Origin of the sequence: Blautia sp. LMAG:89 (genome assembly GCF_008679485.1) — a bacterium.
Classification (GTDB): domain Bacteria; phylum Bacillota; class Clostridia; order Lachnospirales; family Lachnospiraceae; genus Blautia_A; species Blautia_A fusiformis.
In genome coordinates this window covers 57,501-70,774 of record NZ_NANC01000003.1, presented here as the reverse complement: position 1 = coordinate 70,774, position 13,274 = coordinate 57,501, and the positions used below count along the sequence as shown (strand labels likewise).

Below are 13,274 nucleotides of genomic sequence, written 5' to 3'. Positions count from 1 at the left end.
TATTAATTTAATCCTGCGCTTTCTCTTCTTTATTTTTCAAAAGCACTTCCATTTCCCCCTGCGGTTCTGTGATCTCTAATATATCATCCAGGTCCTGGAGCTGCTCAAATTCCTGTGGAGCTCCGGCATCATCCATGCCTTCCTCCATCTCAAGATCCTCATCTACAAAGAAATCCTCGTCACGGATTTCTTCCGTCTCTTCTGTCTCATGTTCCAGTACAGCCGCCACATCGTCCTTCACCTTACGTGCATCCTCCTCGTCCAGAGTTGCCGCAAGCTCCTCAATGGCTTTCTTTCTTTTCAGTATGATCTCATAACGGTCATCTTCATCATATTCATCCTCAAGTCCTTCATCCTGCACCTGTCTCTCACGTTTGAACAGAATAAATGTAAGCAGGTTCAGTACCCCTCCGTAGAGGAAAGATACCGGCTTGCTTCCAAGGATCAGCACAAGCACCCAGGATACTCCGAAAAGCACCCAGACATTCAGCATCTGCGGGATGCTGAGAAGAAACAGGCCGTTGAGTACGATCATGATCGGATAATGGAAAAAATAAATCCCCATGGTATTTCTTCCAACAAAGGTAACCGGCAGCTTCACATCCGGGATCAATGCTAGAAACGTCAGCACCAGCACAAAAGATACCAGATACATCAGAAGGCGGATCAGCATTCCTGTGATATCATCCATTCCCGATAACTGATACGTATGATTCCCACGGAAAATATCTACCGGGATCTCATTGGCGATCATAAAATTCGGAACTGCATACAAAAGCAGGGCTGAAACCAGGAGCAGGATCCATTTACCCTTGAATTTACGGACCACGTCTGTGTAATCACTCTTCCACAGATAGCCTGCCACAAAAAACGGAAAAAATACAACAATCCTGGAGCTTGAAAGATAAGTCGTAAATTCCGGTCTTGTTCCTGCCCACAATGCAAAAATAATGCTCAGAGGCACGATAAAACGTATCTTGCCAAGTGCTTCGATAGTCAGCCTGTAGATAAACAGTGCCAGCACATACCACATAACTGTTCCGGACGGACGGAGCAGCTCATAATCCATGCTTCTGCCGGTCCAGATATACGCATACCAGGTCAGACTGTATCCAAGAATATAAGGGATCAGCAGATTCTTCACATTCTTCAGTACATCCTGTGGCTTCTTGGAAAGATATCCGGATATAAAAATAAAAGCAGGCATGTGAAAAATGGTGATCCCATACCATACATAACGCACCACCATGTCCACCTTGACCAGCTGAAATGCGATCAGATGATTAAATACGACAAGAAAGATCAGTACTACTTTAATGTTATCGACCAGGTAAGAATACGGCACTCCCTGGTTATCCGTTCTCTGTTTCATTTGTTTCCACCTTGTAATATTTGATAAAAGTATGAATAAATAATAACATATATTTATGAATTTGGAAATAAAAAATTAATATATGTCAGAATTATTCACCTTTTCCAGAATTTTTCAACGGTATTTCCATATCCCGTGGAGCGCATAGGAAACAAAGAAAAACAGACTCTTCAGCGGACCATATCCTACATACCGATACACCTGATAAGTCATTGCCGCAGACTTCAGCTTATTTCTGGATTTTCCCCCTTCACTGAGCCGGTATTTCAGGTAAGGTCTGTTGATCCCTGCTGCAAATCCTCCCTTTCCCAATATCCGGAGCCAGGTAATGTAATCTTCATGGCTGTCATCATGCTCCATTGGAAACGCAAGTGCATCTTCTCTGCGCAGCAATACGGAAGAACAGTTGATGCTGTTATGCTTCAGAAGCTCCCTGTATGTGATCCGTTCCTTTACCGGAATATATTTGCCGGTAGTGCGCCCATCCGGCGTCATCAGCTCTCTTCCGGTGGAGCAGATCGCACAGCCGGTCTGTTCCATAACCTCTGTCTGGGCTTTCAGCTTGCCCTTTCCCCACCAGTCATCCGCATCCAGAAATGCGATATATTTTCCCCTGGCTTCCTTTACGCCCCGGTTTCTGGAACGGGCAGCACCCATATTCTGTTCATTTCGGATATAACGGATCTTTCCGCTGTCCATATATTTCATTACAGCAAGCTCTGTGCCATCTGCAGAACAGTCATCAATGACCAGCACTTCTACCGGAACCTCCTGTCCCAGTGCTGATTCGATCGCTTTTCCAATATATCTTTCCCCGTTATATACGGGCATCACTACGGAAACCAACGGCTTTTCCATAAAAACAACCTCCGTCCTCTCTATCCACAAAATGCGCGTCAGGATGATCTGCCGCAGCCTGACACGCATTTCGTTTCGTTACTTATTTTTTGTCTTCGGAATCCTTAAGAGCGTTCTTCTGATTATCATCCACGCCCTCGGAAACTTCTTTCTGGAAAAAGATCTTTACAGTCATAAACAGAAGCTTGATATCCAGAAGGAATGAATAATTTTCAATATAAAACAGATCCAGCTTCAGCTTATCATACGGTGTGGTGTTATATTTGCCATATACCTGAGCATAACCGGTCAGTCCGGCTTTTACCTTAAGACGATAGTGGAATTCCGGGATTTCCTGCTCATATTCCTGCATGATCACATCTCGTTCCGGACGTGGACCTACAAGAGACATATCACCCATAAACACGTTAAACAGCTGGGGAAGCTCATCCAGATGCAGATTACGCAGGACATGTCCTACCGGTGTGATACGGGAATCGTGCTTGGACGCAAGACGCGCCCCGTTCTTCTCGGAATCCACACACATGCTTCGGAATTTCCGGATGCGGAATTCCTTTCCCTGATAGGTAAGACGATCCTGGAGATAAAATACCGGACCGCCGTCATAAGCCTTCACCGCAATGGCAATGATCAGCATGATGGGTGAGGATACGATGATCCCAAGTCCGGAAACAATGATATCCAGAACTCTCTTGGCTGCACGCTGCTCCATGGAAAGTCCCTGATTCCTGCACATCAGAAGCGGCGTATCAAACAGATGGATCCTGTCTGTTCCAAGCAGGATGATATCGGAAATCTTCGGGCTCATATAGCAACGGATGGAATGAGAAAAACAATATTTCAGATACTTGTTTCGGATCTGGGACGGAAGATCCCAGATGATCACGCCTTCATAATCTTCCATCATGGCATGGATCTTCTCTTCGCCCTCACGGATATGAACCTTACCGCTGATATCGTATTTATCCTTTCGGGTGTTCATCTTGTGGATCACATCACCGGGATCACGGTCTCCGTAGATCACCAGCAGCCTTCTGGCTCCGTACAGTCTGGAGTAAATATACCTGGAGCCCCAGATCCACAGTACCGTCACAACAATCTGGACTCCGGTCATTTCGATCACCGGTCTGGCCGACATAAACCATCTGTTGATCAGTGTGATCTGAAAATACGTCACAACATTGGTACAGATCGTTGCCAGCGTCAATGAATAAAATACATCGATACGCTTCAGATAGCCTACCTTCAGACCTCCGTAAAGCTTGGCAAACATCAGATAGATCAGCGCATAGATCAGGATCATTACCCAGTTACCCTTTCTCCAGAATGGCTTCAGGATCAGGTCACTGTAAAAATCATACCATACATAAGCAAAGATCGCTGCCTGTGCGATCACGATCAGACTTGCCAGACAAAATACCACAAATCTCTTATAATCTTCTCTTTTACTTCTATTCACAGATTTTTCTTCCTTCCTGAGGAGTAGATATTAACTTCATCATTATAGCCAATATATACTCTTACGTCCAGAGATTCCTCTGATTTTTCTCCTGATATTTTCCTGTCAGGATGTTTTTTTCCGTGACTATAGCAAAAATCCCCTGGAGTTTACCCGGGGATTTTTGGCTGTATATATTTATTTTTCTTTTTCAGTTTCCACGCCTTTTCGAATTATTCATTCACCAGGTTATACTCTTCGATGGATTTGTTGATGGAATCTGCCATGTTTTTCACAGCTGTATCCACATCCTCTTTTCCGTTGAGCATACTTTCAATCTCGGATTCCACGGTAGCTCTTGCCTCCGGGAATACACTTAACAGAGCGCCTACATAGTCGGCGGAAGAATCATGGAGCTGGTCGATCGCTGTCTGGAACTGCGGATATTTTGCAACATTATCCTTAAATACCTGCTCTTCCTGAGACTTTACAGTTACAGGGAAATATCCGGTCTGTGCGTTCCAGTAAGCCTGAGACTCCGAAGAGATCAGGAATTTTACGAACTCCCATGTTGCACGAAGCTTTTTCGGATCATTGTTGTTCAGTGCCCAAAGAGATGCACCTCCGATGGAAACACCGCCCTCGTCACTGGATTTGATCTTCGGGAAGTATGCAGTACCAACCTCAAATTTTCCGTTTACATCCTGAAGGATCTGTTTTAGGGAAGCTGTGGAGCCAAGAGTGATCGCAGATTTTCCTGCAGAAAAATCTGCCAGACCTGCATCGCCGCCTTTTCCTACGACCGGTGCGAAGCCCTTGTCGTTAAGATCCTTCCATGCTGTAAGGATATTTTTTGCAGCACTGTTCTCATCAAAAGCAACAGCTGTAGCAGCCTCTTTACGTCCGTTTCCGTTGTTTGCATACTCAAGGCCCTGCTTTCCGATAAACTGCTCGAAGAACCATCCGTAGATTCCAAGAGACATTACCTCGCCTGCGCCGCCTCTGTCCAGAAGATCCTGTCCGATCTCACCGATGCCCTCCAGGCTGTCCGGAATTTCTGTGATGCCTGCTTTATCAAACATATCCTTGTTGTAATACATGATCGGTGTGGAAGAGTTGAATGGCATGGAGTACAGCTCATTGTCGATGGTGTAGTATGCAGCCAGGTTCGGCTCGATCTCAGATACATCGTAGCTGTCTGCGTCGATCATCTGCTGCATAGGCACGATCCATCCGGAATCGATCATGAATCTTGTTCCGATCTCATATACCTGTACAAGATCCGCACCCATGTTTCCGATCTGTGCACTTTTCAGCTTGTTCAGGGAATCATCATATTCACCCTGATACTGAGCATCTACCGTAATTCCGTATTCATTCTCATCGTTAAATTTTTTTACCAGTGTATCGATCGCCTCACCATTGACACCACCCATGGAATGCCAGAAGGTAATGGTAGTTCCGTCTACATCGGAAGCATCTGCCATTTCCACTTTTTCATCTGTGCCGGCATCTGCGGCGAATACAGTTACTCCGGAAAGAGAACCGATAGTCATTGCTGTGGTAAGGAAAGCTGCGATGATTTTTTTCTTCATAACTTTTTTCTCCTCTTGAAAAATTTTCTCTTTTTTCATTTTTTTATATAAGATGAACTGCCCGTCTTACGACTTTGCAGTATCTTTTTGCAATATTTTCCCCTTACAGCAGGATGCTGCAGGGTTGCTGCCTGCTCCGATATCAGCCCTTGACTGCACCCGAGAACATTCCTCTGATCAGCTGCTTCTGTCCAACGATAAAGATGGAAATGGACGGAATGATGATCATAACAACGCCTGCGATCATCAGGGTGATAGACTGTGAATCCACACTATCCAGCATACTGATACCAATCTGAACGGTTCGCATATTGTTGGAGCCTGTTACAAGCAGCGGCCACATGTACATATTCCATGCGTTGATAAAGGTATACACTGCCATAGCGCCGATAGCGGATTTTGTCAGCGGAAGCAGGATCCTTACGATAAATTTCAGATTGCTGCAGCCGTCAAGCTTTGCCGATTCATACAGTGAGATCGGGAAAGTCATGTAAAACTGACGGAACAGGAAAATTCCCATTGCGGATGTAAGGTAAGGCACGATCAGTACCTGATAAGTATCCAGCATTCCCCAGCTTGATACCGTCAGGTAGTTGGAAATGATCGTTGCCTCTCCCGGAACCATCATGGTTGCCATCACAACCATGAAGAGAATACCTTTTCCTTTGAATTCCAGGAAAGAAAACGCAAAAGCAGCAAGAGAACAGGTAATGATCTGTCCGATGGTAATGCATCCCGCCATGATAAAGGAATTCAATATGAATCGGAGAAGTGGAACGGTGCGGAATGCATTGATAAAGTTGGAAAAGGTCGGATTCTTGGGAAAGAGATTCAACTCTGTAGTAAACAGTTCACTGGAAGGCATCAGTGCAATACTGATGGCATAAAGCAATGGAAGCAGGATCAGAACTGCAAACACCACATTTGCCGTAACACGGAGCGCTGTTCTTGTCCTTCTCTTTGCAAGAGCCTTTGCATTCATAGCTTTTTTCAGCTCCAGAAGCTCCTCTTTTGACATGTTTCCCACTGCCGGGACTGCCATATTTTCCATCTGGCTCATCAGTAATTCACTCCCTTCTTCTCAATACGGAACATGATCAGTGTGATGATCATGATGATCACAAACAGGATAACAGACTGGGCTGCCGCACTTCCGAAGCGGTAGTTAAAAAACGCATCCCTGTAAATGGAATAAACAATAACATTGGTAGACTCATTAGGACCACCCTCTGTCAGGATCTTGATCTGTCCAAAGGACTGAAAGGCCTGTATGATATTTACCACCAGTGTGTAAAACATGATCGGGGAAAGTCCCGGAAGCGTCAGGCTGAAAAACTGCTGCACACTGCTGGCTCCATCCACAGAAGCTCTCTCATAAATGGTCTCATCAATATTTCCGAGTCCTGCGGAAAAATACAGAAAATTGATCCCGCTGTTCAGCCACGCAGTAAGAATGGCTACGCAGATCAGAGCCGTGTTCGGATCGTTCAGCCAGTTGATATCCAGGCCGGTAAGCTTATTCACAATACCTACTGCCGGGTGGAGCATGATCTGGAAGATCATTGCTGCAGAGCTGGATGCGATAGCCATTGGCAGAGCATAGGATGTACTGAACACCCGGATTCCCGGAAACGCCTTGTTACAAAGCACTGCTGCGATCAGACCAAGAAGCATGCCGCCGACCACAACGATCAGCACAAAGATCAGCGTTACCTTCAGACTGTTGATAAAGGATGCTGACTGAAGCAGTTCTTTATAGTTTCCCAGACCAACGTACAGCTTTGCCTGTCCCATCTTGTTAGTCTTGTAAAGACTTAAATAAATTGTTTTCACAAACGGATAAAACAGAAAAATTCCAAAAATAAGCATACAAGGCACCAGATATAAGTACGGTGTGATCTTGCTTTTGCTGTTATTTTCCATAACTATTTCTCCTCCTTGCATAATCAGATTCTATCTACAGGCTGATCTGCCTGTACTCAAGCTCTTCCGTGACATAAATTCATGACACAAAAATATTTTCTTCTGTCTCCGGATCAAACACATGGGCCTTCTCCATATCAAAATACAGAGAAACCTTCTCCCCTACCTGTGTCTGATTTTCCGGACTTAAGCGGACTGCCAGGGTTTTGCCCTGCTCATCAAAATAGAGGATCACTTCCGCTCCCAGCATCTCGCGGTTTACTACAGGCTCATCTACATCTACGCTTTCATTTTCAATACCAAGCTTTTTCGCCTCATCAAACTCGTAGATATCCTCCGGACGGATTCCAAGGATCACGTGTCTGCCGTTATATCTGTCTGCGATCTGTTTTCCTCTGGTTCCGTCCAGATAAACCTTTTTCACAGTTTTGGCATCATCCAGAAGAAGGGCCGTGCGATTATTTTCTTCTGCTTTTACCGTACACCGGAAAAAGTTCATGGACGGAGAACCAAGGAAGCCTGCCACGAAAAGATTTACCGGATTGTCATAAATACTCTGAGGTGCTCCCACCTGCTGGATCAGACCATCCTTCATGACCACGATCTTAGTCCCAAGAGTCATGGCCTCTGTCTGGTCGTGCGTTACATAAATAATGGTGGTGTCCAGCTGTTTATGTAATTTCACAAGCTCCACACGCATCTGAGCACGGAGCTTTGCATCCAGGTTGGAAAGGGGCTCATCCATGAGAAAGGCTTTCGGCTTCCGGATAATTGCACTTCCAATGGCAACTCGCTGTTTCTGACCGCCGGAAAGAGCCGCCGGCCTCCGGTCAAGAAGCTGGTCGATCTCCAGGATCTTTGCCACCTCATGGACCTTTCTGTCGATCTCATCCTTCGGAAGCTTACGGATCTTCAAGGCGTATGCCATATTTCCATAAACTGTCATGTTCGGATATAAGGCATAGTTCTGGAACACCATGGACATTCCCCTCTCCTTCGGTTCCAGATAATTGGAAAGCTCACCGTCGATCCACAGCTCACCGTCTGTGATCTCCTCCAAGCCTGCGATGATACGCAAAGTGGTGGATTTTCCACATCCGGACGGACCTACAAAGATCACAAACTCTTTATCATGTATATCAAGATTAAAATCCTTCACACCGTAATGCTCCGAATCAAATTGCTTACATACATTTCTGAGTGCAATTTCTGACATTACTTATCTCCTTTCTCTTCTCTCGCTCACATAGTTTGTAGTATAGGATTTTTCCGGCTGTTCAGATATCGTGGTTGAGATAAAGATTTGTGAATTGTATGTTAAATTGTTTCAGAAATTATATGCAATTCCGTTAAATTCTTTCTCCAGAGTAAAATACCCATCGCGTTATGTTGCCACCTTCTTTCGCCGTCATCTCTGTCCTGCATCATATCTTCCAATTTTTATTACATTGATCACAACAGCTCTCTCCAATATGTCAGCAATATGGATATTTCCCGTCTCCTCGCATATCTGAATCAAATAAAAATAGAATATTCATATTTAATACTTGCCTCTCTTCCAGATAAATGACAACTTTCAGGCTTTTATGATCACTTGATTTGTGCAATTTTTTATGTTGTTTTAATTTTTTCTGTAAAATCTCAAATATATGCTTTGTTTTTGTCTAATTTTACCCTTGAAGTTTTGTATATAAGTCAAACAATACAAAATATTGTTCTTAAATTTTCTAACTTTTTGTTAGCCACCTCGTCCGAGAAGTGCTATAATAATCCCAGTCAGAAAAGAAATGCAGAATTCGTGTTACTGCGAACAGCGCGAACAGCAACATTACCGGAATCCATGCATCAGGAGGAGGAATTTGACATGATCACATTGAAAGCAGAGAAAAGAAACCCGAATGTAAAAGCTAAAAAATTAAGACGTGAGGGTTACGTCACAGGAATTCTTAGTGGAAAAGAAATGAAAGAGCCTGTAGCACTTCAGTTTGACGGTGCCGAGGCAGCCAAATTCATTAAAGCAAATAAAGAAGGTACACAGGTTTACCTGGACATCGAAGGCGAAAAAGTTGATGCCCTGGTAAAAAATATTGACTATAATCCAATTGAAAAACAGCTGATGGCTCTGGATTTCCAGGCACTGGTAGCCGGTGAGAAGGTTTCCACAACAGTCGCTGTCAAACTGGAGCACACCGACATGGTTCAGGGTATCGTTGAGCAGGAGATGGAAGAGATCCACTACAAAGCAGATCCGTCCAACCTTCTTGACACCATCGTCATCGACTTCAACGGCTATCCTGCAGACGTCCGTGATATCCATGTAAAAGACCTCCCGATCCCGGAAGGCAAACACGTCCACTTCATCACTCCTGAGGATGCAGTTGTTGTTCATATCGGTGAGTATGAGGCAGCTCCGGAAGAGGATGAGGACGCTGAAGGCGCTGAAGCTGAAGCGAAGTAATTTTATAATTTCATATGAAATATTTCAGGGGATTGCCTGGTGGCAATCCCCTGGTTTTGTTTACATAATTCTAAGAATGTTATTTCATTTGTAATTTCTTTACCTCATCCAGCGGCAACTCGGAAAAATTAGAGATATCTTCCAGTGTAATCTGCTGTCTTTGAGCATTTTCTGTGCAGTAAGCAGCGCCTGTTTCTGAAGCCCAATGCTTTCACCCTCTGTAAACCCCTGTGTTCTGCCTTCTGCTCTTGCATCATCACACATTTCCTGTACAGCCTGACACATATCAACACTCCTTAGTAAATTTTTGTTAGCGATCTATAAACGCTCCGTCAAAAACTGCCCTACAGCGTATCGGCTTCGCCTTGTTTCTTAACCTCACTCTACTACTAAACGATTATATACAGATTTTATTATCACATTACTATATGTATCGGAAGCAAGGTTCTCTTTAATGTTCCTTATTTCCTTATGATAATCTCCTTTATCAATCTGATTTCTATAAATGACTTTCTTACAATTTGCAAATTGAATAGTCACTTCCGAAAATATTTCTTCACCATCTATATCAGTAATGATGCCTTCTCCCAGTTCTTTGTGGATAAGATGTTGTCCCACCATAATTTCTTTTTGATTTATATTTCCAGAATAATTATCCACTATATATTGAATAAATGAATTTAATATGTAAATATAATCTTCAAAATTGTTTTCTATTTCTTTAAAACACCTATTTCTCCATTCTACAGAACTTCCATTTTGGTCATACAATAAATTTATTTCTGAACAAATATAAGAAACACCTGGAACAATGAAATAAGAAAATTACTTAGGTGCAATTAACTTTTGATGTTTAGACCAAAAAGCGTTTTTTCCAATCAATATATGAAGTAATAAATGTTCAATATAATTACAATAAACTAGACGTTCTGCTTTTTGGTACTCAAACGGTTGTTCTAATGCACATCCTGTATGCGAAAGCATATAGCCTTTATCTTCATCTATATGATGACAAAATAACCCTTCTTTAGTTCTTGAAATTCGCTTACTTTTAGTTTTACAAGTAGCATTTGTAAAATAATCATATTTAGCTGGTCCATATTTCTTTAATAAATATGACACAAATTCATCGTAATTCATTTCCATCTCTTGCTCAAAATGTTCTAATTTGCAATCATACCGGGGTAAGAAATCTTTGACGTGCAACCTCCTTTTTGTCTGGATTTTGGCAGAGCCCCAAAGTTGGTACCCTGCCCTTTTTGGACAAAACAAAAGAGCCTGAATGCCTTGATTTTAAAGGCTTTCAGGCTCCTAAGGAGCAGGGGATGAGAGAATCGAACTCCCACCAAAGGTTTTGGAGACCCCTATCATACCATTTGACCAATCCCCTATATACAAGAAAAAGTGGCTGTTGGCCACAAATTCTTTTACATTGTACTCTCAAAACTACATACATGCTTGTTGATTGTTAATCAAACTCTTGAATCAATTCTTAACCTGCGTTTCTTGGTCAAGCCCTCACCCGATTAGTAACAGTCAGCTCCATGTGTTACCACACTTCCACCTCTGCCCTATCTACCTCGTCGTCTTCAAGGGGGTTTACTTCATAAGAATGGGATATCTCATCTTGAGGGGGGCTTCACGCTTAGATGCCTTCAGCGTTTATCCCTTCCGGACTTGGCTACCCGGCCATGGCTTTGGCAAGCCAACCGGTCCACCAGCGGTCCGTCCATCCCGGTCCTCTCGTACTAAGGACAGCTCCTCTCAGATATCCTACGCCCACGCCGGATAGGGACCGAACTGTCTCACGACGTTCTGAACCCAGCTCGCGTACCGCTTTAATGGGCGAACAGCCCAACCCTTGGGACCTACTACAGCCCCAGGATGCGATGAGCCGACATCGAGGTGCCAAACCACTCCGTCGATGTGAACTCTTGGGAGTGATAAGCCTGTTATCCCCAGGGTAGCTTTTATCCGTTGAGCGATGGCATTCCCACTTAATACCACCGGATCACTAAGCCCTACTTTCGTACCTGCTCCACCCGTCGGTGTCGCAGTCAAGCTCCCTTCTGCCTTTGCACTCTTCGAATGGTTTCCGTCCATTCTGAGGGAACCTTTGGGCGCCTCCGATACCCTTTCGGAGGCGACCGCCCCAGTCAAACTCCCCGCCTGGCATTGTCCCACCGCCGGTTCACGGCGGCTGGTTAGAAGCCCAATATCACAAGGGTGGTATCCCAACAGCGGCTCCGCGGCAACTGACGTTACCGTTTCTCAGCCTCCCACCTATCCTGTACATGCAACACCGGACCCCAGTGCCAAACTGGAGTAAAGCTCCATGGGGTCTTTCCGTCCTGGCGCGGGTAGCCAGCATCTTCACTGGCACTTCAATTTCACCGGATGTATTGCCGAGACAGCGCTCAAATCATTACGCCTTTCGTGCGGGTCGGAACTTACCCGACAAGGAATTTCGCTACCTTAGGACCGTTATAGTTACGGCCGCCGTTTACTGGGGCTTAAATTCAAAGCTTCGCGTTACCGCTAACCTCTCCTCTTAACCTTCCAGCACCGGGCAGGCGTCAGCCCATATACCTCACCTTTCGGTTTCGCATAGACCTGTGTTTTTGCTAAACAGTTGCTTGAGCCTATTCTCTGCGGCCTGCTCTCGCAGGCACCCCTTCTCCCTAAGTTACGGGGCCATTTTGCCGAGTTCCTTGGCAATACTTCTTCCGCCGGCCTTAGGATTCTCTCCTCATCCACCTGTGTCGGTTTACGGTACGGGTACAATATGAACGATAGCGGCTTTTCTTGACGCATGGCTCACGGGCTTCGTTACTAAAATTCACTCCACATCACGTCTTCCCATTGCATGGCGGATTTTCCTACCATACTGGTACCTCGCTTGTACCGGGCTTTCCATTCCCGGCTCCCGCTCTCCTTACGTGTCCCCACAGTTCTGTCATACTGCAGTACAGGAATATCAACCTGTTGTCCATCGGCTACGGCTCTCGCCCTCACCTTAGGTCCCGACTCACCCAGGGCAGATCAGCTTTACCCTGGAAACCTTGGATATTCGGCCTAGAGGATTCCCACCTCTATCTCGCTACTCATTCCGGCATTCTCTCTTCCATGCAGTCCACAGCTCCTTACGGTACTGCTTCTTCCCGCATGCAATGCTCCTCTACCAATCTTTTCAGATTCCTTAGTTTCGGTGGCGCGTTTCAGCCCCGGACATTTTCGGCGCAGGACCTCTCGACCAGTGAGCTATTACGCACTCTTTGAATGTATGGCTGCTTCTGAGCCAACATCCTGGTTGTCTTCGAAATCCCACATCCTTTTCCACTTAACGCGCACTTTGGGACCTTAACTGTAGGTCTGGGCTCTTTCCCTTTTGACCGCCCAACTTATCTCGTGCAGTCTGACTCCCGGTGATATCTACACGGCATTCGGAGTTTGATATTCTTCGGTAGGCTTTGACGCCCCCTAGGAAATTCAGTGCTCTACCTCCGCAAGACTCACACCGAGGCTAGCCCTAAAGCTATTTCGAGGAGAACCAGCTATCTCCGGGTTCGATTGGAATTTCTCCCCTATCCACACCTCATCCCCACCCTTTTCAACGGATGTGGGTTCGGT

Annotated in this window: 10 protein-coding genes, 1 tRNA gene and 1 rRNA gene (1 of these 12 only partly in view); 1 reads left to right on the top strand and 11 read right to left on the bottom strand. The window is 44.9% G+C overall.

All coding sequences use genetic code 11. The features are described 5' to 3' along the window. Nucleotides 1-7: 7 nt before the first annotated feature. The 7 genes from CCC70_RS00580 to CCC70_RS00550 all read right to left on the bottom strand — a co-directional run bounded on the left by CCC70_RS00580 (nucleotide 8) and on the right by CCC70_RS00550 (nucleotide 8,402). The gene (locus CCC70_RS00580; RefSeq protein WP_118625114.1) at nucleotides 8-1,372 is read right to left on the bottom strand and encodes an acyltransferase family protein; all 1,365 of its coding nucleotides are present in this window, start codon (nucleotides 1,370-1,372) and stop codon (nucleotides 8-10) included. A gap of 114 nt (nucleotides 1,373-1,486) precedes the next feature. After that, nucleotides 1,487-2,230, bottom strand: coding sequence for a glycosyltransferase family 2 protein (locus tag CCC70_RS00575; protein ID WP_118625112.1), 744 nt, complete (start codon nucleotides 2,228-2,230; stop codon nucleotides 1,487-1,489). Nucleotides 2,231-2,312: 82 nt separating this feature from the next. Further along, nucleotides 2,313-3,689, bottom strand: a complete 1,377-nt coding sequence (locus CCC70_RS00570) for a sugar transferase (protein WP_118609214.1) — start codon at nucleotides 3,687-3,689, stop codon at nucleotides 2,313-2,315. Nucleotides 3,690-3,901: 212 nt separating this feature from the next. After that, entirely contained in the window at nucleotides 3,902-5,263 is a 1,362-nt protein-coding gene (locus CCC70_RS00565; protein WP_118625110.1) for an ABC transporter substrate-binding protein, read from the bottom strand. A 142-nt stretch (nucleotides 5,264-5,405) separates the two neighbouring features. Further along, nucleotides 5,406-6,323, bottom strand: a complete 918-nt coding sequence (locus tag CCC70_RS00560; protein WP_022427089.1) for a carbohydrate ABC transporter permease — start codon at nucleotides 6,321-6,323, stop codon at nucleotides 5,406-5,408. Further along, nucleotides 6,323-7,186, bottom strand: coding sequence for a carbohydrate ABC transporter permease (locus CCC70_RS00555; protein WP_015525321.1), 864 nt, complete (start codon nucleotides 7,184-7,186; stop codon nucleotides 6,323-6,325). The genes CCC70_RS00560 and CCC70_RS00555 overlap by 1 nt, the downstream gene beginning before the upstream one ends. A 79-nt stretch (nucleotides 7,187-7,265) precedes the next feature. Then, nucleotides 7,266-8,402: an ABC transporter ATP-binding protein gene (locus CCC70_RS00550; protein WP_021651250.1), complete on the bottom strand. Its 1,137-nt coding sequence runs from the start codon at nucleotides 8,400-8,402 to the stop codon at nucleotides 7,266-7,268. Between the two features lie 648 nt (nucleotides 8,403-9,050). Here CCC70_RS00550 and CCC70_RS00545 point away from each other — a divergent pair. Further along, a complete protein-coding gene (locus tag CCC70_RS00545) occupies nucleotides 9,051-9,644 on the top strand; it encodes a 50S ribosomal protein L25 (RefSeq protein WP_114001939.1) in 594 nt (197 codons plus the stop codon). A 378-nt stretch (nucleotides 9,645-10,022) separates the two neighbouring features. Here CCC70_RS00545 and CCC70_RS00540 read toward each other — a convergent pair whose 3' ends face one another. The 4 genes from CCC70_RS00540 to CCC70_RS00525 all read right to left on the bottom strand — a co-directional run. Next, entirely contained in the window at nucleotides 10,023-10,415 is a 393-nt protein-coding gene (locus tag CCC70_RS00540; RefSeq protein ID WP_278603635.1) for a hypothetical protein, read from the bottom strand. Between the two features lie 54 nt (nucleotides 10,416-10,469). Beyond that, nucleotides 10,470-10,784: a hypothetical protein gene (locus CCC70_RS00535; protein WP_278603636.1), complete on the bottom strand. Its 315-nt coding sequence runs from the start codon at nucleotides 10,782-10,784 to the stop codon at nucleotides 10,470-10,472. A gap of 179 nt (nucleotides 10,785-10,963) precedes the next feature. Then, nucleotides 10,964-11,034: transfer RNA gene (locus CCC70_RS00530), tRNA-Trp, on the bottom strand. Nucleotides 11,035-11,150: 116 nt separating this feature from the next. Beyond that, nucleotides 11,151-13,274, bottom strand: a 23S ribosomal RNA gene (locus CCC70_RS00525) (it continues 763 nt past the right edge of the window).

Excerpts from the sequence above, each read along its gene's own strand:
- CCC70_RS00580 (WP_118625114.1), bottom strand. The coding sequence starts at position 1,372 with ATGAAACAGAGAACGGATAACCAGGGAGTGCCGTATTCTTACCTGGTC.
- CCC70_RS00575 (WP_118625112.1), bottom strand. The coding sequence starts at position 2,230 with ATGGAAAAGCCGTTGGTTTCCGTAGTGATGCCCGTATATAACGGGGAA.
- CCC70_RS00565 (WP_118625110.1), bottom strand. The coding sequence starts at position 5,263 with ATGAAGAAAAAAATCATCGCAGCTTTCCTTACCACAGCAATGACTATC.
- CCC70_RS00560 (WP_022427089.1), bottom strand. The coding sequence starts at position 6,323 with ATGAGCCAGATGGAAAATATGGCAGTCCCGGCAGTGGGAAACATGTCA.
- CCC70_RS00555 (WP_015525321.1), bottom strand. The coding sequence starts at position 7,186 with ATGGAAAATAACAGCAAAAGCAAGATCACACCGTACTTATATCTGGTG.
- CCC70_RS00550 (WP_021651250.1), bottom strand. The coding sequence starts at position 8,402 with ATGTCAGAAATTGCACTCAGAAATGTATGTAAGCAATTTGATTCGGAG.
- CCC70_RS00545 (WP_114001939.1), top strand. The coding sequence starts at position 9,051 with ATGATCACATTGAAAGCAGAGAAAAGAAACCCGAATGTAAAAGCTAAA.
- CCC70_RS00535 (WP_278603636.1), bottom strand. The coding sequence starts at position 10,784 with ATGAATTACGATGAATTTGTGTCATATTTATTAAAGAAATATGGACCA.